This window comes from Nostoc sp. CHAB 5836, from assembly GCF_020829445.1.
Taxonomy (GTDB): Bacteria; Cyanobacteriota; Cyanobacteriia; order Cyanobacteriales; family Nostocaceae; genus Nostoc.
In genome coordinates this window covers 1-17279 of record NZ_JAIVFV010000142.1, presented here as the reverse complement: position 1 = coordinate 17279, position 17279 = coordinate 1, and the positions used below count along the sequence as shown (strand labels likewise).

Sequence of the window (17279 nt, the reverse complement as noted above, 5' to 3'; positions counted from 1 at the left end):
TCATCCGTCACGTGAATCCTGATAAGCGTGAAGGGATGGCGGTACATTTTTTGCTGCTTGGTTCCCCGCATTAACATTTGATGCCAAGCAAGTATGGTTATGTTTAAAAGGCGACCTTTATGAGTGAACTTTGGACAAAAGGTACTTGCTGGCACTCGCCTCAGTGCAGAACTCCAAACCATCACCATCCTTCGAGGTGTACAAGCGCTGTGTCCCGAAATAACCCCAATGGCACAAGAGTTGGTCGGTGCAATCCAGGAAATTGTTGCGACTCCCGACCGGCATTTGTCTCCAACCGCAATCGGTGAATTATATGCCGAACGCAACGGACTACCCCAGCCCATTAAACCCCAAATTGTTAACCGTGTTTTGGAATTTGCTGGCTTGCAGACCAAGGAGGTTCAAATCAAGACTGACATGAATGGTAAACAAAGTCACAAAAATATCTGGCATTTAACCGAGAAAGGTAAACTCTGGGGTACTGTCACAAGAGATAAAGCGCGGACTCACGACAAGATTGTGGAACACGTTCGCTGGTTACCTGATGTTCTTGAGGTGATTGATTTGGGAGTGGAACAGCTTAATTGAAAATATTTGATGATCGCGATTGCCTTGTTCATAATCTATACTGCAAGGGATCGCTTTTATCTTAGAAAGTCAGGATACCTAACTTAATTTTGAATCCTGACTCCTGAATTCTTTCTTATTAAACAGGATTAAGAAAATGTCTGATTTAATTGAAGAGAAGAACTCCAATACTGAGTTACCAGATTTGGAGAAGATTACCGAGAAAATATTGAAGCTATTTTCCCTTTCTCAATCTCCCAATGAAGCGGAGGCACTTGCAGCTTTCTCTAAAGCCCAAGAAATGCTAACTCGCCACAATTTATCAATGGCAGACTTAGCAGATTCTACACCAGTTGAGGTAGAAGAACAAATCATTGATGAATCGCAAAGACCAAGTTCTTGGAAAGGCATTCTACTAAATGCAGTCTCCAAAGCTAACTATTGCCTTGCCTTTAAACACAAAGATCGTTATTCGATAAAACAAATAATCTTGGGGCGACCTGTTAACATTCAGTCTGCCCGAATGGAATTTGAGTATTTGGTTCAAGCGGTTGATCGCCTAGCTCTACAGGTGGAGGGCGGCCGCACCTTTAAGAATGCTTTCAAGCTTGGCGCTGCTTACCGACTTGATGCCCATTGGTGACAAGTTAAAATAACATCGCTTTTGTCAATCAGAAATTATGCTGGAAATTAAATAGGGAGTAAGGTATAAAACTAAGCTTTGTACTAAGGTTTTAGTATAAAGATTAACAATGAAGACAAAGATTAGGCGATCGCTAACCCAAAAACAATGTTTTCTATCACAGTTTTTGGCAGAATTTTCACTCTATAGATATATTGATAAATGCATCATAACCTTAGCTTGTCACCAATGGGAATGGAGTAAAAAAAACTCTCAGGGCTAATCGGTAAATAAGTAAACACAGCACCATTGAGAGCGGTGAGTAAAGCATACTCCATCCGTGAGAGGTTAAAATAAAGCGCCTTTTGTCAATCAGCTAAAATACTCAAAACATTTAATAATTTTTAGCACTGAGAAGACAAATTAGCGATCGCTCTAATTTTGGGGTGACCTAACAAAATCGCATTGCTCCCAGCAGAACTTACGCATCATACATATGTACTATACGAAGTTTGGGCTTTTGAGCCAAATCTAACACCCAAAACAGTCAATATGCGACCAAATTAGGGTTATGTTCTGCGCCTGAAGCCTTGATTTTGCGTAGCACATATTCTGGTTAATTTGTATAGTGCGTAAGTCCTAATACAATTAATTTTGCATAGGTACTTAACCTACATAAACAGGTTCAAGGGCGATCGCTCCACGAATGGGCTACCATTGGCCAACCTCACCCTGCGTCCACATCCCTCAAACCAAATCCCCACAACGACACAAGCCGAAAGTAAACTCACGTAGCTCTCAGCTTGTAGCCCCACAGCACCATCAGTACATTCGCTTTTTCCCGCAATCTGTCGCGCCACCAGAAGTTTGCTTCGTTAACTGACCCGTGCCGCAGTTCGTGGATGGCTTGATGTAACCCTGTGTGGGCATTCGTTGCGCCTACGCAGCTTTAAAAAAGTTTGAGAGTTCACCATTCTTTGTCTGTTCGCCTCCTTTTTGTTTGCATTGCAATGACTGCGAACGATCGCAGTCATACTTTAATTGGATAGTTTTGTCTGTTTTTACTAATTTAATTAGTAATATTAGTATATCATGTCTACTAATGCAATTGGTGAACTGGGTCATGAATTAATGATTATCGATAAAAGCTTAATCGCATCTATTCGATGGAATAAGGAGTTAGGCAGAAAACTGAAAATTTTACGAGGTGCAGAGTCCATGCAGTCTCTAGCTAAACGCGCTGGTTGTGCTTATCAATTAATTCAGCATTTGGAGCGAGGAGAATACCCAGAATCAAGTCCAAGAAACTCAGCACCGACAGTTTCTACTGAAAAGCTAGAAGGTATATGTCAAGCACTTTCTATTCGGATTGAAGATTTTCTCGGATGTGCGTTAGTAAAATTACCTCAGAAAATTCAGGATGTCGCTTGACTATATACTAACCAAAATAGTAAGATAAAGACATAACAAAAGACGACCGCCCTCGCCTACGAAACTTGCGCGATCGCCTTTCGACCTTGTTACAGGAGCTACTATTATGGCGCATCCGACTTACACAACACAACGGCTACAACACAAATCCATAGCACGCCTGAAGCAAATTTACAGCGAAATCGCCTGTACAGTCGAAGTTACAGACAAACGCTGCAAAGATTCTTGGATTAGCGCAATCATCGCTCATCAATCCGCCCACCCTGAGCAATTCATCACCCCTGCTTCAATACCACTGACACCCATCGAAATTAGTTTTTACGACCACGAATATTACGCTGGGGATAAGTTGATCGCCGCAATCCATTACGACGATGACCTAACGCGACCTTGGGTGGTGATGGTGAACAACAAGGAAGTCCATCGTGCTGCTACCGTCATGCTTTGCGATCGCTACATCTGCTCACATTACAAGGATGGCTCTTTGCCAGTACAAGAAGAGGCAGGGGGACAGGGGGCAGGGTGCATGGGAGAAGAAATTTCCCCCCTGCACCCCGCACCCTGCTCCTTGTCCTCTTCCCCTACTGAGAACGCAATCAAGGCGGAGATATTCAACGAGTGCGAGAAATACGGCTTTGAAATCCTCCACGATGGGATTTACAACAACGACGTGAAGCTGGGGGAAGTCGGATGCACCGATGGCTCTTGGTGGGTAGTGGGTGCAGCAGAGCAGGAGCGCGTCGCCTGTCAGTCTGCCCTTGTTGCTGTTTGGCGGTTAGCGGTCGCACAAACCCAATCGTTGAACCGCCGATTTGAGATGTTGACTCCGATGGATGGCAGTAGTTACGGGAGTATAAACGAGCTTTTGAACTAATGGCGGCGTAATTTTTCTGATTACAGGCGATCAACAACTGCGATCGCCACACGTTCTCAACAATCATAAATCAATGCAACCAACAATCTCGATACCCAAACACTGGGACTATCCGCGCTTTGCTCTGGAACAGCGCACACAACAGGGCATCATTCTGGGGCTTCACTACTACCCAAATGGCACAGAATTAGCTGAACAATTTGGTGCGGGTTGGCGCTATGCGCTGATGTCGCGGAAAAATTATGATGAATTATTCCACTTTGAAGAGAATCAAATCCAACTGCTCTCCCCGCAGGAATTAGTCTCACAAATCACCGCAGAGATTGAGTTTTACCAGCACCAAATAGCAATTTTACAACAACAGTTAGGTGGAAACAGTGGCTAATCCCGGAATTCAGCAACACCAAATAATAGTTATTTTGGGAGTTTGTTCTTCGGATTTACTACAAAATATAGCTGTGAGCGATAGAAACAAACATCAAACTCCATAAAAAAATTTACTTGTCCTAAAATTAGAGGAACTTGTACAGCTTTTGTCCAAGCAAATACAAGTTGGACAGGTTCAAACTGAGCAACTATTGCCTGAATGACCACAACACGAGCCTCAAATTGAGCCAGATTTCCTGTTAGGTTTAAGGTTGCTGTTTGACGTTCCCAAACATACCCTAAATCTAGACCTATTGGATATGGCAACACGTTTACTGTCGCTCCTGTATCTAACAGCGTGGATGTTGTGATAGAATATTGTGAACTGGCAAGTGTAATTGGAAGGAGTGGGCGAAAACCAGCCTCCCCCAATGTTGTATCAGCGTTGACAAAAGGAAATTGCTCAACATTCGGCATTGTTTTGATTTTGTGTTGCTTGTAAAACTTCTAGCATTGTGTTTGCTGCTTCAAAAGCATTATATGGAGACCAAACAGGATAAGATTGCTCTGATTTAATTAAGTCTGCCTCCTGTTGGGCTAATCCTGAAATCAAAACTTGCACAACATAGAGTTTTTCAGCACGGCTGAGTCCTTGCAGCGTGTTCAGTAATTCTGCTGAAACCATGTTTGATACTCCTGTCAGTTAAGTAGCGTGACTCCATCATGGGATTACTGTTGCCCAAGAGCGATAAGGTTGAAGGCATGGCGGGAGCTTACCGCATTCACCAAGAACAGGAATCTGCTATTGTAGAGTTGGGCAACTGTTCGGTTTACACCTACCAAGCTACCCAACCCAGTTTGATATTCGGATATCGTCACCGACATCACAGGTGTAGGCTGGACTCTTCGGTTGCACTCTCGACAGATTCCCACCTGCCAACTCTCGCGGTGAAGAGACATCCCAACGGCGCAGACAACACGAAAACCAATATTGTTGTTGTGGTTATCGCGCGTGTTGTTGTTGTTGCGGGACGCGGAACGGCAGTTTTCAGCATTGTTGTACCAGGAACCGCCCCGCAGTCGGGTTCGCCTACCCCTTCTCTACTTTCTCCTAAAACAGAGAGAAGTAAATATCTGTTTGCGTAATCGCCAAGTATCGCCATGCTCTAGATGAGCAATCCAACTTTTTATAGATTGAGTTACTTGCTTGAGTTTAATTTTACCTTGAGCATAGTCTGTTTTCAATCCCTTGAGTCTGCGCCTTGCTTGATGCAAATTACTATTTCGCACCCGGATTCTGTCTGAAAATACTCTAAAGCCTAGAAAAGTTGCACCGATTTTCGTTTCAAATAACTGGCTTTTAATTGGATGGATTTTCAGCCTTAATTCAGCTAGATATGCTTCTATTTCTAGTCTGGCATCTGCTAAAAATTCTCGGTCATCACTAAATAAAGCAAAGTCATCAACATAACGGACATATTTGGATATCTTTAGTTGTTCTTTCACAAAATGGTCAAAGCCATTTAAATAAATATTGGCAAAAAATTGACTGGTTAAATTTCCAATTGGTAAACCTCTCCTACGAGTCACAGGAGTAAGTAAATCATCTCCAGGAAAATAATCAATTACTATTTCTTGTTCGTTACTGTTCTCTATTAGAGTATCAATTAACCACAATGTATCGGGGCATTTGATTTTACGGCGGATTAATTCTTTTAAAATTGTATGGTCAATAGTAGGAAAATATTTTCTGATATCACACTGAAGTACATAGCGGTTGTTACGAGCAAAGTGAGTAAATTTATTCAAAGCTCGATGGGTTCCAAAACCAAGTCTGTTAGCATAAGAATCAGCTATAAAAGTTCTCTCGAAAATTGGCACGATGATATTGCACAGGGCATGATGAACAACTCTATCAGGATAGGGTGCGGCAGAAATGAGGCGACTTTTAGGATTTGTCAGGTGAAAGGTTCGGTAAGCTCCTGGCTGATAAATTTTATCCGTTAACTTTTGCTGTAATCTAATTAATTCCGTCTCTAAATTATAATTAAACTCTAAAACATTATCCCGAAATCGCTTGCCCTTTTGTGCCTGACGCGATGCTAGAAGGATATTTTCAAAATTAATGATTTCAGGGTAAAGATTGCCATAACGCTTCATTATGTTTTTATGTAGGTAAGCTCACTTTTCTCTTTCTCTTTGTTTTTTGATCCATCCGCCTAGTTCGATACCAATTTCATCTAATAATTTTATGGCATATTCGTATCGTTCGACTGATATTTTATTAAAGTCAAGTAGCATTCGTGTTTGATATCGTAAAATATCTAACTCTGTATTGAGAGATTCTAGTTGAGATAGTTTATTTTTGGCATACTTGGCTTTAATTAAACCCTCCAATAAATCGTACAGTTGATTAATTATCCTATCTCCTAAAGAAAACTTATGAATTTTCGGCAATCGCTCAATAATTGGCACATACCATTTAATACAATCATAAGTCTTTTGGATTACCGATAATTCTTTCATTCCGTTTATAAATCTTAATTTATTTTTCGCTCGATTATATATTTATTTTCTATCCACCCTTGATTTCAAAAAAAAAAGATCGTTCCGCTTCGCTACACTAAACAAGAATAAAAAAAACAAGAGTAAAGGGCAAAAGAGAAAAAGTATAAAGGGCTACTAAAGAATCCTCCCAACGGCGCAGACAACACGAAAACCAATAACGTCGTCGTGGTTATCGCGCGTGTAGTCGTCGTCGCGGGACGCGGAACGGCAGTTTCCAGCAAGGTCGTACCAGGAACCGCCCCGCAGCACGGTAATTCTGTGCTTTTGAGAAAAATTATCATTCTTTTCGTCAAACCACGGACTACCATCTGTTGGCGCATCTTCATAGTTGCCGTGCCAATGGTCTAGACACCATTCCCAGACGTTTCCATGCATATCGTATAGCCCAAAGGCGTTAGCTACTTTAAAACTGCCCACAGGTGTAGTCTGTTGTCGATACCTTCCCTTTACTCCCGCACCATAAACTTCGTTGGCTCTGTAGTTCGCCAATTCTGATGTAATTGTTTCGCCAAAATGAAATGGGGTGGTAGTTCCCGCTCTACACGCATATTCCCATTCTGCTTCACTGGGTAGCCGATACTGCCTTTTTGTATATTGGGAGAGGCGTGAGCAAAACTCAACTGCATCGTACCAAGAAACTTGCTCAACTGGTCGATTTGCACCTTTAAATCTAGATGGATCGGGGTTTAGTTCTCGGTTTACCTGCCGCAGAGATGCTACTGCTTGCCACTGTGCTTGCGTTACTGAGTATTTGCCCATAAAGAACGGTAGAACAGTTACTTGGTGTTGAGGACTTTCACTACTTGAACGTTCCGGTTCATCTTCTGGAGATCCCATGATAAAGCTGCCTTCAGGAATGGACACCATTTCTAGCTGAACGCCATTGCCTAAGTCTTCGATAAAATATTGGACTTGCTGACGACTACGCTTGATTACTGGTGCTTTTCTTCCCAAGCTACTCCATTTTCTCTCCAGTTCAATGATTGCAACTTCAAATTCAAAGGGTTGTATTTCTGGCTGCAAAGTAATAGTTGCTACTTCAAATATGAACTCTTGAATTGGAGGAAAATCATCACTAATTACAAACCTGCCACGAAAATCTATTCTGCCTTCATTGGGATAATTCAACCATCCCTCAAATAACTTGCCTGTTTGCTTCTCTGACCAAAAATAGCTATCTTCACTATTTTCTTTAAAAGTGATACTAGCGGCAGTTTGATTATGATCAAAACTCCAAGATAGTGTTTGCCCTTGTACTGTTAAATTTTGAATTGCCGCTAAACCAAACCGAGAACGGAACTGTACTTCACCTTGTTCAGAAATTAGCAAATGTTCTGGTTCTGATTCTTTTTGCCAAGTACCAGTTTCTCCACCCCATTTGACTGCACAAGCATATTCTCCGGCAACAGATTTAAAATCAAGTGGGTTCAAAGAATCTTCTAATTTTTTAGCAAAATGTGCATATTCTCCCCCAAGCTTTTTCAGTTTTTGAATAGCCAAACTTGCAATGGGGTTAGGTTGTTGAGTAATAGAACCAATCTGTCTCGGATCTTGCAGAAAACCAGCAAAAATATCAATTGATAGCCCAATTCTATCTGTTATATGCTCTGTGAGTTCTTCCAGTAAGTTGAATTTGACAATAGCTTTATCAGTGGCTGGAAGTGAGTCAAGAAGTATCTCATCTACCCCATCTATGAATTGGTACTCAACTTCATTGGGATTGGTATCAAGAACGATTTTTGTCTGTGATTTTAGCTCCACCAATCCACCCAACAATACCTCAGCAACATGAACTTGACTGGACTGGGACAGCATCGTCTTTTGAATTAAACGGATAACTGGTAAGGTGACAATTGGGGCTACTGCTACTAAGTATGCTAATCTCCGCGCTATTGGTGAAGCTGTCAACCGAAAACGCTGGGAACGCTGTTTTGCTGTTAACTCAGTAGAACTTTCATCCGGCTCGTCCTCATTATTTGAATTTTCAACCTTCGACTGAAACACAACGCCAGAAGTCCAATCTGTACCCATACCTGCAACCATTTGACTCCAGGTAGCAACCATTTCTGGCTCTAATGTGAGTATAGGTACTTTAATATCCTGCTCTTTGTCAATTTCATCCCAAAGAGAAAGTTGTCTAACTTGCAATTGTTGATTAGGAACTCCTGGAGTCAGTCCAGATAATTGCACTGTGGAAGCTAAACCAAGCGCAGTTCTAGCCCAGAGCCATTTTGGTAACATCTGTACAATTGCCACTGGGCCACTGTTTGCCCAAGTATTCAGTGCGGAAATAATATTCTCGTTTTGTACTCCGTTTTGCACCCCATTTCGCCAGAGGGGTGACACACAATCGCTCAATACCAAAATCAGCCGTCGTCCATTGGGATCTACTAATTCTCTGGGACTACGGGCATATTGCTGACGGGCTGCTGAACCAATACCGGGATGAATTTGCACTTCTTTCTCATTTTCGGTAAGCAAACTCCATGTGCGGACATTGCGAAAAGCACCAAGGGTTTCTAATAGTTGTCGCAGTTCTAAAATGGTTTTTTTCCAGATCAGCATCGATGCTCCCTCATCGACTACTATATCTAGTTCTAACCAGAGTTCTTGAGCAGGCTTGAGTACTGGTATCCAGAGTTGCTCGTTGGCAATTCGTTCTGTAGTTGCAATTTCATCTAATACAGTGTCATACAGATCGGGGACGCGGCGCATTAAAGGTTTTAGCGATCGCGCCAGTTCGAGTTTGTTTGGCAACGCAGCTGCATCTGCCACTCTAATTGGAAGTGTACCTGCTCCTTTTGATTCTTGATTATCGCTCGATGCTGTCTTGGGGTAAATATCTGTTTTTGGCTGTAAATCTTTTGGAGACTTTGGTGGTTCTTGAGGCTTAAGAAAAGGAAGAGTATCTGGTGTGTCAGGTTTATCTTTTACAGGAGTGGTTGTGACATTTTGTTGAGGATTTTTGGAAACCTCTTGGTTATTTAGCCCAGAGAAACGAGACTGCTGCATTGCCAGCCAGAATATATCTGTGAACTGTTCTGCTGTCAGTTCGCTTAACTTCTCACTTGAACGCAAAACGGCAATCAGTTCCTCTATCATCTATCTTCGGCGCTGGTTAAGCTTTTCAATAGTAGGCTTTTCATATTTTCCAGATTAATTTCGCTCTTGCTAACCTTTTCATTAGTTACCAAGTAGACGATGTTTAGAAGTTGATCAATTGCCAGATTATCTCCATTGTTTAACGATCTCAAAAAAAACTTGATTAATTCTAATTCTTGGCTTGTTTCTGAAATTTCTCTATCCAACTGTGCGTTAACAATAGCTTTGAGGGCTTTTTCTTCGGGTTGTGGCATATTTACCCGTAGACATCGCCGCAGAAAAGCGGGAGGAAAGTCTCGTTCGCCATTGCTTGTCATAATAATAAACGGAAAAGTGGAACAACGTACACGACCAGCTTTAATAGGCGCATCAATGTTGTCATCTTTGGTACGAACTGTAACTGACTGCTCACCAAGATGCTTAGATAAGCGAGCTAGTTCTGGTATTTCAAATTCTCCCTCTTCAAACAGATTCAGCAAATCGTTGGGTAGATTAATATCACTTTTATCTATCTCGTCAATCAGCAAAACTCGTGGGTGAAGAGAGGGTAGAAATGCTGTACCAACAGCCGCAAGCTGAATATATTCGCCTATGTTCTGATTATTATTAGGTTGTTGATTATCTTTATTTTTATCTGCTAATTGTACATCTTGCAGTCGAGTGATCGCATCATAGCGATAAAGTCCTTCTTGCAAAGTTGAGCGTGTAGTAATCGGCCAAAGTAGCACGGGGCCAAGCTTAAGTTCATAAGCAACAGCATAGGCTAGAGAAGTTTTACCACTACCTGGTTTACCAGTTACTAGCAAGGGACGACGTAAGTAAAGAGCAGCATTAACTGCATCAACAACATTATTATATTGCTCATTACCACCATCATTAATTTGGTCTGTTTGGATACAAAAAGTCTGCCCTCGTTCTTTGTCCTTGGTATTTTTATTGGCTAAATCTTGGAGTTTCTGCCAACGTTCTTCAATTTCAGTTTTCTCTATAGTAGGTTTATCTTGATTTATAGTAGATTCAACTTGATTATTAAACCTGCGCCATTTAGGTGGCAAGGGAAGATGCTCAATTAAATCGTGTTGTTGCCTCTTGCCTTGAAAAATTTTCCAGTCTTTCGATTCAGCCATTTTTTACTCCTTATACATTATTACTGATGTAAATAATAATATAAGTAATATTATTTTGGTGTTATCAATTCTGGACATAGTGGCAAATTCTCTAAATATGGTTCTTCACATAGAAGAAATATATCATGTTTTTCTCTGCGTTTTTTCTTCACATCAATAAATAAATTATTTAAATTAGTTAGTGAGTTCAAATTCAATAATTCATCATTTGTATCTATTGGACTACTACCAGAAGTGTTAGGTATTTTCCAAATAACCATAATCATACCTAAAGAAATAATCTCTTGAAAGAGTTTTGTGCGAATTTTCTCATTTTCGGGTACTGGAGGAGTCAGCACCAATCCTATAGCGTTTTCTAATTTAGCTCTCAAATTATTCCAATTATTACAATAACAATCTAATTCATTAATATGGGGAATACTGTTTGATTGTTGACGTAGTAAATTAAAATTTATCCTCTTATTATGTAATTGTCTTAATGCTCTTTTCAACTTAGGGTTTTGAAATAGATCATAGGAACGCACCACAACCCCATATTCCTGTCCTAGTATTTTTACGTCATCCTCCTCCCCCCAATCACCTAATATTTTCCACTGTTCTATTTTTTCATGTAAATGCTGAACAGGTACAAAAAATTCAATTATTAATTCTGTAGATATTTTTAAACTAACAAGCTTTGCTTGGCTTTTATCTATAAAACTATCTATTACATTATTTTGAATCTCGTCAAAGGAATCAAATCTTATTCCTGGCTCCAACGCAATTCCGTCTCGTTCATATTCAATAGGCTCAATACTTTGCAGGTTATTATGATCAGGCATAAGGTAGGCATAAACACGAAAACTATTATATTCAGGACTAATAATAATAAGTAGATAAGGTTGTGCATTAGAAGAGAAGCTGATTGTAGGTGAATTACATTTATTTTTTACATCAGAACTCCAACCCTTTAATTTTTCCTTTACTGAATTTTCTACGTCTTTATTATCAGCTAAACGTTGAGCAAAACATGAAATTGTTTTTTTTCCATCATTTAACTTTTTACGTTCAACAAGTAAAAACTTTTTTAGAATATAACAAAATATTCCGTCTATATCTTTTAAATCCTTAAATTTATATTCTAAATCCGACTTCTCCGGGTTTGTAAAATCAAATAAAGATAAAATATTCAGGCACTCGTTTATAATAATATCTTGGTTTATGGTGCAAGTAATTGACCATAAACTATCGAATTCTTGTGAGAAATCCTTATTCTTAAGTGCTGGATTAATATCATCCATTCTATGTTTTTGCATTAAATCGACTAATTTAGGATTTTTAGGATTAGCTCTAATTGCAGCAATAACCAATTCATCTAAAAAACCTTTTCTATCGAATTCATTTATCAAATCCGATACATTAGAAGAGTTCTTATTTAATTCAATCATACCAAAGTGATTTTTAATATTTGTGTCAAGTTTATGGAACAACTCATCTTGTATTTTTTTTGCTTCACGAAAAGCATCATCTAGTGCTGTTTTGATTTGTTCTTTAATTTCAGATGGGGTCGTCATTGATAACTATTCAATACTGTTTACATTATTTCATCATCTCAACGTTACTATTGCTTATTTTCACAAAAAACTCATTCCCAATCTTCAAATTCAGCATCTAATTTCAATGATAAATTTTGATTTTAGCAACAAATAATAAAAAATGTATTAGATTGCTTGATTGCTTCGTATATCTGCCAATAAACCTTGTCTTTCTAACCTTGAACAGATAGTACTGAAAGGCGTTCCACCATTATATTCTCCCTCTATTCCCATGTGATGCAAAGCTACTAACTCCCAATCAATATTAAAACAAGGAGAACCAGAGGAACCTGGCTCAGTATTAGTTTTATATTTAACAATTGTATAATTATCGTTAACGCCAATAATTGCATCTGTATCAAATGCTAACTTTAATCGTTGACCCTTTGGATGTTGCAGAATAGATAATGGAGTTTTAGGTGAAAATTCATAGGTTTTAGTAGGTAATTCAATCCATCCTCGCTCTGAAGAACCTTTTTCTCCAAGGATGCTGTTTCCTGGATTCCCATCTACCTTGAGTAATGTGTAGTCTAGTTCCTCAAGGGTTGGCAATCGATTATCAACATCTGGATATGGGCTTTGATCAATCAGCCAGTCTTTTGTTAAGCGGTATTCTGTCCCATCAGTTGACTTGCCACCTACTAGCTTTTTATAATCAAAACGCAGGACGACACTTTTATAATCAACGTTTTGGTCAATTACGTCTTTGATTACATGATAATTAGTAATAATTACATTTGGGGCAATCAAAAAACCTGTACCTTGTGCTGTACCTTTGGGAAATTCGATTCGGCATACTTGTGCCTGAATTCGGCTCAATTTTCCTAGCCATGTATCCACATCCAGGAATGAATTTGTTTCTCTAATAATTTTTTCCCGTGAACCCCTTGTTGAGAATTCTCCTGGCAAACAAGTATCAAGAAAATCCGAAGTATCAGTAAAAAACTCCTGGGAAAATGCTATTAAATTTTGGTTTCCAGGATTTGACTGAAGCGCACCTAAAATCAGAGTTCTAAGCCATCCTTGTCGGTCTGCTTCATTAATCAAATCGTAGGACAATTCTCTTAAGTCATCGGCAATTGTTATGTCGTAAAGATTTTTACTAAACCGATATGTTACAAATTCTTCAAACCTGTTTGGTCGTCTAAACGCATCACGTAAAGCGTCTGACAGTTTCTCCCATTGATCACCACGCAGTGCCATACAATTCTCCTCAGCAAGTTACTGTAATAGTGCTTACTAAACAACTCATAAATGTTAACTAAACTTCAGGATCTTCTTGAATTATTTCGTACCAAAAAGATAAATCCCTGACTTTGTGAGAACCTCCTTGAGGATGCCGCCCGATACCAAACCCGTCTTTATACTGCAACCATGATGTACGGTATAGTCCTATAGTATCACCAGTTACCTTACTTAAAATTTGATAAGCAAAATTACCCAAAATTGATGCTCCTCCGATGGCAGTAGTAATAGTACTAACTTGCGGCAAAACCACAGCCAGTCCAACTAATGTACCTACTGCTCTTTGTAACTCTGCTGATTGCAATTGCTGGGATAATAACGTAGCTAAATCATCTGTGTCTTTGCGATCGCGGGATACTGTGATAAATATGTCTAAAAAGTGCAGAGCATTGCCATAAAATATTAGTAGCCCATTCTCGCCCGTAGGAAGACGATCTCGGTCTTTAATACCAGGAAAGCGAAACGTTTTAGGTACATAGGCACTTGTTCCATCGCCTTGTGTGGCATTCCCGTGAACCACTAAAGCATCCAATCGAATATCTGCATCCCCGAACCATTTTTTGGTATCCAAAATCATAATATCTTGCAAGCGTATAGCTAAAGGAACTGCTTGTGGTTGACGAAATGATTCCCTACCACCTCGTTGATTAGAGTTGAGTTCATGTTCTATCTGCTCAATAGCCACAACATCGGGCGGGACAGCTTCATCAATTAACCATTCGTGTTGAGTCATATATTACTCCTGAGATGAAAAACTATTAGTACTAAGCAAAAAAGATTCCTTCATGAATTTACCGCAACTACTCTCACATCAGTTTGACTATCACCAGACTTCAATTTACAACAGTTTCTCGCCCTTTTAACTCCCTAGACAACTGTGCCTCATTAGCCTTCAGCCATTGCTCAATCATCTCCACTACAACTTGACTCATCTTCAGCCCACGTAAAGCGCAAGCTGCATGAAAACGTTTCTTCAAATCGTCTGTGATACTGATGTGCATAGCGGTTATTCTAAGTAGTGTCTACACAAAGCTACAAATGCACAAAACCTGATTCCAGATTGATATTAGCAATATTCAGTAAATTTACGATAGGAACTAAAATCAGAGCAAACGCATCTAAAGTACAATAATCCTTTAATAGTAAGGGTTTTGGCGTTTTTCTCGGGAGCCAATTTTTTCATCAATATCCTTATGCCGTAAGGGTTTTAGAAATACCGTGCGTTTGCCCTGATTCTGCTTTGATGATTTCAACACCCCCAATACCATCAAAATCTCCCTCGCTGCTGCCTTCTCCCACTCCATCTGCTAAACTCGTTTCAACAAGCGCTTGGGAATGTACTTTAATGACTTGAGGGTGCGATCGCTTTCGCTCCAAAACTCGTAGTGGTAGTACGCCTGTGGGTAATCCTTGCCGTTTCTGGTAATCGTGCGCCAGTGGATGCTCCCGCTTCCCTCTCCCTTGTGCCGTCGCGTTTTACTAGGGGATATCCATTACTAGGGCTTGTAATCACTATATTTGCTGTCTATATGTTCATAATGCTTGAAGGTAGGGTTGTTCGCCTCTTTACACAGAGACGAACTCAACATGATTGCAGTCATTACACAATCATGATCTACCAAAAAATTAACCCGCCAAGTTACTGGCGGGTTTTTCTTTTAACAACTCTTGAAGTTTTTCATGTATTTGCCTGAGAGATTCGTTTTCTTCTCTCAGGCGGCGAATTCCCCCTGGTAATCCCTCTCCTTTACCTCAAGGGCTTGTTCCAAAACTGATAGACGCTGCTGAAGTTCAATTACGTTGTTTCTTAATTCAGCTACATCAACACTAGGTGAAGATTCACCAAGGTATTCATCAATCCACACGTTAATAACATCTGTTATTGTCTTGCCTTCCTGTTCCAACTTTTGAGCAAACCTGTTTTTCTTGTTCGGATCTACCTGTACTTGCACAAAAGTTCTATCTCTTCTTGCCATACGAATTTACCTCTTTATTACCTCAAATTAGCAACATCTGATGGTAATGACAAGTGTAATGTTAATGGTATTGACAAAAACATGGTTGTGGCATTACACTATAAAAACAAAACAAAAGACGATCGCGCCGGTCTGGAAAACTTAGTGCGATCGCCTTTCAAAACACCCACCAAATAGATGGAGTACTACTCATCATGACATATCGTGCGACTTATAGCCAACAACGGCTGCAACGCAAATCCATTGCCCGTCTCAAACAAATCTACAGCGAAATCGCCTGTACAGTCGAAGTAATCGACAAACGCTGTAAAGATGCATGGATTACTGCGATCGCCGATTACCAGTCCGCCCACCCTGAGCAATTCATCACCCCTGCGGACGTATCACTGACACCCATCGAAATCAGTTTTTACGACCACGAATATTACGCCGGGGATAAGTTGATCGCCGCAATCCGTTACGACGACGACCTAACGCGACCTTGGGTGGTGATGGTGAACGACAAGGAAGTCCACCGTGCTTCTACGAACATACTTTGTCACCATTACATCTGCTCACACTACAAAGACGGCACACTACCAGTACAAGAGCAAAACGCTACAGACACAAATGGTAGTACTGAGAACGAAATCATGTGCCAAATTTTCAACGAGTGCCAGAAGTACGGGTTTGAAATAGTGGGCGATGGAATAAATGGAATAATCTACAACAACGAGGTGAAACTGGGCGAAGTGGGATGCACCCTAGGCGGCTGGTGGGTGACACGCGCAGCCAATACCGAACGAGTCGCTTGTCAGTCTGCGCTGCAAGCAGTGTGGTTATTAGCGGTCACACAAACCCAATTGTTGAACCGCCCATTTGAGATGTTAACCCCGATGGACGGCAGTAGTTACGGGAGTATGAACCAGTTTTTGAACTAATGGCAGTGTAATTCAAACAATTATCAGTTAACAGTTATCAAGATTCGACACTGTTAACTGATAATCGCTCACTGATTATTTCCCTTCATTGCAATTAAATCAATGCAACCAACAATCTCGATACCCAAACACTGGGACTATCCCCGCTTTGCTTTGAATCAGCGCACACAACAGGGCATCATTCTGGGGCTTCACTACTACCCAAATGGCACAGAACTGGCTGAACAATTTGGTCACGGGTGGCGCTATGCGCTGATGTCTCGGAAAAATTCTGACGAACTATTCCACTTTGAAGAGAATCAAATTAAACCACTTACACCATCAGAATTACTCTCACAAATCACCGCAGAGATTGAGCTTTATCAGCACGAAATAGCAATTTTACAACAACAGTTAGCCGCAATCAGAGGAGGTAGCCCAAATGCCTAAGACGGTTGACAGTAACTTTGACCGCAGAGCGAATCATCTGCTGCGTTTGATTCAACTTTGTGGGGGTTGCGTTCCTCTGCACTCTCTCCAATTCCAAGTCTCCAATTCAGTCATTCAAACACTGCTAGATAAAGAATTGGTGCAAGTGCAGAACACAGGATGCGGCTTTCTGTTAGAGATTGCAGAGGATTTTTAATCACAAAGGAAAAAATCATGAAATTTTACACCAGAACTATTCCACAAATATTACCCGATTGGGCAACTGCTGTTACAAAGGGTGCAGATTTGTTTGAGGTTGAAATTAACGATGAACATCCTGATTTTCAATCACTACTTGAAGAGTTAGAAACGGAAATTGAACCAGGAACCATCGGGGTGAAAGCCAGAGATTTATGTTCCAGACTCGGCTTTGAAATGTCTAATCCCAATCTCTGCCAATTAGTTGAAATTGCCCAAACCCTGACATCCCTTATTGCTA

23 protein-coding genes are annotated in these 17279 nt (G+C 40.4%); 10 read left to right on the top strand and 13 right to left on the bottom strand.

Annotated features, from left to right (window positions below):
• Positions 1-123 precede the first annotated feature (123 nt).
• A complete protein-coding gene (locus LC605_RS23620; RefSeq protein WP_229549951.1) occupies positions 124-588 on the top strand; it encodes a hypothetical protein in 465 nt (154 codons plus the stop codon).
• A 136-nt stretch (positions 589-724) separates the two neighbouring features.
• Entirely contained in the window at positions 725-1210 is a 486-nt protein-coding gene (locus LC605_RS23615) for a DUF2786 domain-containing protein (protein WP_229549950.1), read from the top strand.
• Between the two features lie 650 nt (positions 1211-1860).
• On the opposite strand, the gene LC605_RS23610 is transcribed toward LC605_RS23615, so the two are convergent.
• Positions 1861-2049 carry a hypothetical protein gene (locus LC605_RS23610; RefSeq protein WP_229549949.1) on the bottom strand — a complete coding sequence of 63 codons (189 nt, stop codon included), beginning with the start codon at positions 2047-2049 and terminating at the stop codon, positions 1861-1863.
• A gap of 232 nt (positions 2050-2281) precedes the next feature.
• Between LC605_RS23610 and LC605_RS23605 the strand changes: the two genes are divergently transcribed.
• The 3 genes from LC605_RS23605 to LC605_RS23595 all read left to right on the top strand — a co-directional run bounded on the left by LC605_RS23605 (position 2282) and on the right by LC605_RS23595 (position 3879).
• The gene (locus LC605_RS23605) at positions 2282-2620 is read left to right on the top strand and encodes a helix-turn-helix transcriptional regulator (RefSeq protein WP_229549948.1); all 339 of its coding nucleotides are present in this window, start codon (positions 2282-2284) and stop codon (positions 2618-2620) included.
• 106 nt (positions 2621-2726) lie between these two features.
• Positions 2727-3494, top strand: a complete 768-nt coding sequence (locus tag LC605_RS23600; protein ID WP_229549947.1) for a hypothetical protein — start codon at positions 2727-2729, stop codon at positions 3492-3494.
• 73 nt (positions 3495-3567) lie between these two features.
• Positions 3568-3879 (top strand): hypothetical protein, encoded by a 312-nt coding sequence (locus LC605_RS23595; protein ID WP_229549946.1) that lies wholly within the window; start codon positions 3568-3570, stop codon positions 3877-3879.
• Positions 3880-3908: 29 nt separating this feature from the next.
• Here the strand turns inward: LC605_RS23595 and LC605_RS23590 are convergent, their stop codons facing one another.
• Positions 3909-4337 carry a hypothetical protein gene (locus LC605_RS23590; RefSeq protein ID WP_229549945.1) on the bottom strand — a complete coding sequence of 143 codons (429 nt, stop codon included), beginning with the start codon at positions 4335-4337 and terminating at the stop codon, positions 3909-3911.
• The gene (locus LC605_RS23585; RefSeq protein ID WP_229549944.1) at positions 4324-4545 is read right to left on the bottom strand and encodes a hypothetical protein; all 222 of its coding nucleotides are present in this window, start codon (positions 4543-4545) and stop codon (positions 4324-4326) included. Before LC605_RS23585 ends, LC605_RS23590 begins: the two co-directional genes overlap by 14 nt.
• Before the next feature lie 38 nt (positions 4546-4583).
• On the opposite strand from LC605_RS23585, the gene LC605_RS33310 reads away from it, so the two are divergent.
• Positions 4584-5006, top strand: a complete 423-nt coding sequence (locus LC605_RS33310; RefSeq protein ID WP_306426881.1) for a hypothetical protein — start codon at positions 4584-4586, stop codon at positions 5004-5006.
• Here LC605_RS33310 and LC605_RS23575 read toward each other — a convergent pair.
• The 10 genes from LC605_RS23575 to LC605_RS23525 form a co-directional block, all read right to left on the bottom strand.
• On the bottom strand, positions 4962-6020 hold the full coding sequence (locus tag LC605_RS23575; RefSeq protein WP_229549943.1) for an RNA-directed DNA polymerase: 1059 nt from the start codon (positions 6018-6020) through the stop codon (positions 4962-4964). The genes LC605_RS33310 and LC605_RS23575 overlap by 45 nt on opposite strands.
• 21 nt (positions 6021-6041) lie before the next feature.
• The gene (avd, locus tag LC605_RS23570; protein ID WP_229549942.1) at positions 6042-6386 is read right to left on the bottom strand and encodes a diversity-generating retroelement protein Avd; all 345 of its coding nucleotides are present in this window, start codon (positions 6384-6386) and stop codon (positions 6042-6044) included.
• A gap of 156 nt (positions 6387-6542) precedes the next feature.
• Positions 6543-9530: an SAV_2336 N-terminal domain-related protein gene (locus LC605_RS33105; protein WP_306426880.1), complete on the bottom strand. Its 2988-nt coding sequence runs from the start codon at positions 9528-9530 to the stop codon at positions 6543-6545.
• The gene (locus LC605_RS23555) at positions 9527-10657 is read right to left on the bottom strand and encodes a MoxR family ATPase (protein ID WP_229549941.1); all 1131 of its coding nucleotides are present in this window, start codon (positions 10655-10657) and stop codon (positions 9527-9529) included. The genes LC605_RS33105 and LC605_RS23555 overlap by 4 nt, the downstream gene beginning before the upstream one ends.
• A gap of 50 nt (positions 10658-10707) precedes the next feature.
• The gene (locus tag LC605_RS23550) at positions 10708-12210 is read right to left on the bottom strand and encodes an effector-associated domain EAD1-containing protein (protein WP_229549940.1); all 1503 of its coding nucleotides are present in this window, start codon (positions 12208-12210) and stop codon (positions 10708-10710) included.
• A gap of 147 nt (positions 12211-12357) precedes the next feature.
• Complete coding sequence (locus LC605_RS23545; protein ID WP_229549939.1) at positions 12358-13434, bottom strand: trypsin-like peptidase domain-containing protein; 1077 nt, start codon at positions 13432-13434, stop codon at positions 12358-12360.
• A 58-nt stretch (positions 13435-13492) separates the two neighbouring features.
• The gene (locus tag LC605_RS23540; RefSeq protein ID WP_229549938.1) at positions 13493-14209 is read right to left on the bottom strand and encodes a hypothetical protein; all 717 of its coding nucleotides are present in this window, start codon (positions 14207-14209) and stop codon (positions 13493-13495) included.
• 100 nt (positions 14210-14309) lie between these two features.
• Entirely contained in the window at positions 14310-14477 is a 168-nt protein-coding gene (locus tag LC605_RS23535) for a plasmid partition protein ParG (protein WP_229549937.1), read from the bottom strand.
• Between the two features lie 341 nt (positions 14478-14818).
• Positions 14819-14989 carry a hypothetical protein gene (locus tag LC605_RS23530; RefSeq protein ID WP_229549936.1) on the bottom strand — a complete coding sequence of 57 codons (171 nt, stop codon included), beginning with the start codon at positions 14987-14989 and terminating at the stop codon, positions 14819-14821.
• 199 nt (positions 14990-15188) lie between these two features.
• A complete protein-coding gene (locus LC605_RS23525) occupies positions 15189-15452 on the bottom strand; it encodes a hypothetical protein (RefSeq protein WP_229549935.1) in 264 nt (87 codons plus the stop codon).
• Positions 15453-15646: 194 nt separating this feature from the next.
• Between LC605_RS23525 and LC605_RS23520 the strand changes: the two genes are divergently transcribed.
• The 4 genes from LC605_RS23520 to LC605_RS23505 form a co-directional block, all read left to right on the top strand.
• On the top strand, positions 15647-16372 hold the full coding sequence (locus LC605_RS23520; protein ID WP_229549934.1) for a hypothetical protein: 726 nt from the start codon (positions 15647-15649) through the stop codon (positions 16370-16372).
• A 102-nt stretch (positions 16373-16474) separates the two neighbouring features.
• Entirely contained in the window at positions 16475-16801 is a 327-nt protein-coding gene (locus LC605_RS23515; protein ID WP_229549933.1) for a hypothetical protein, read from the top strand.
• Complete coding sequence (locus LC605_RS23510) at positions 16794-16997, top strand: hypothetical protein (RefSeq protein WP_229549932.1); 204 nt, start codon at positions 16794-16796, stop codon at positions 16995-16997. The genes LC605_RS23515 and LC605_RS23510 overlap by 8 nt, the downstream gene beginning before the upstream one ends.
• 17 nt (positions 16998-17014) lie before the next feature.
• On the top strand, positions 17015-17279 hold a 265-nt coding region (locus LC605_RS23505), incomplete at its 3' end, for a hypothetical protein (protein WP_229549931.1).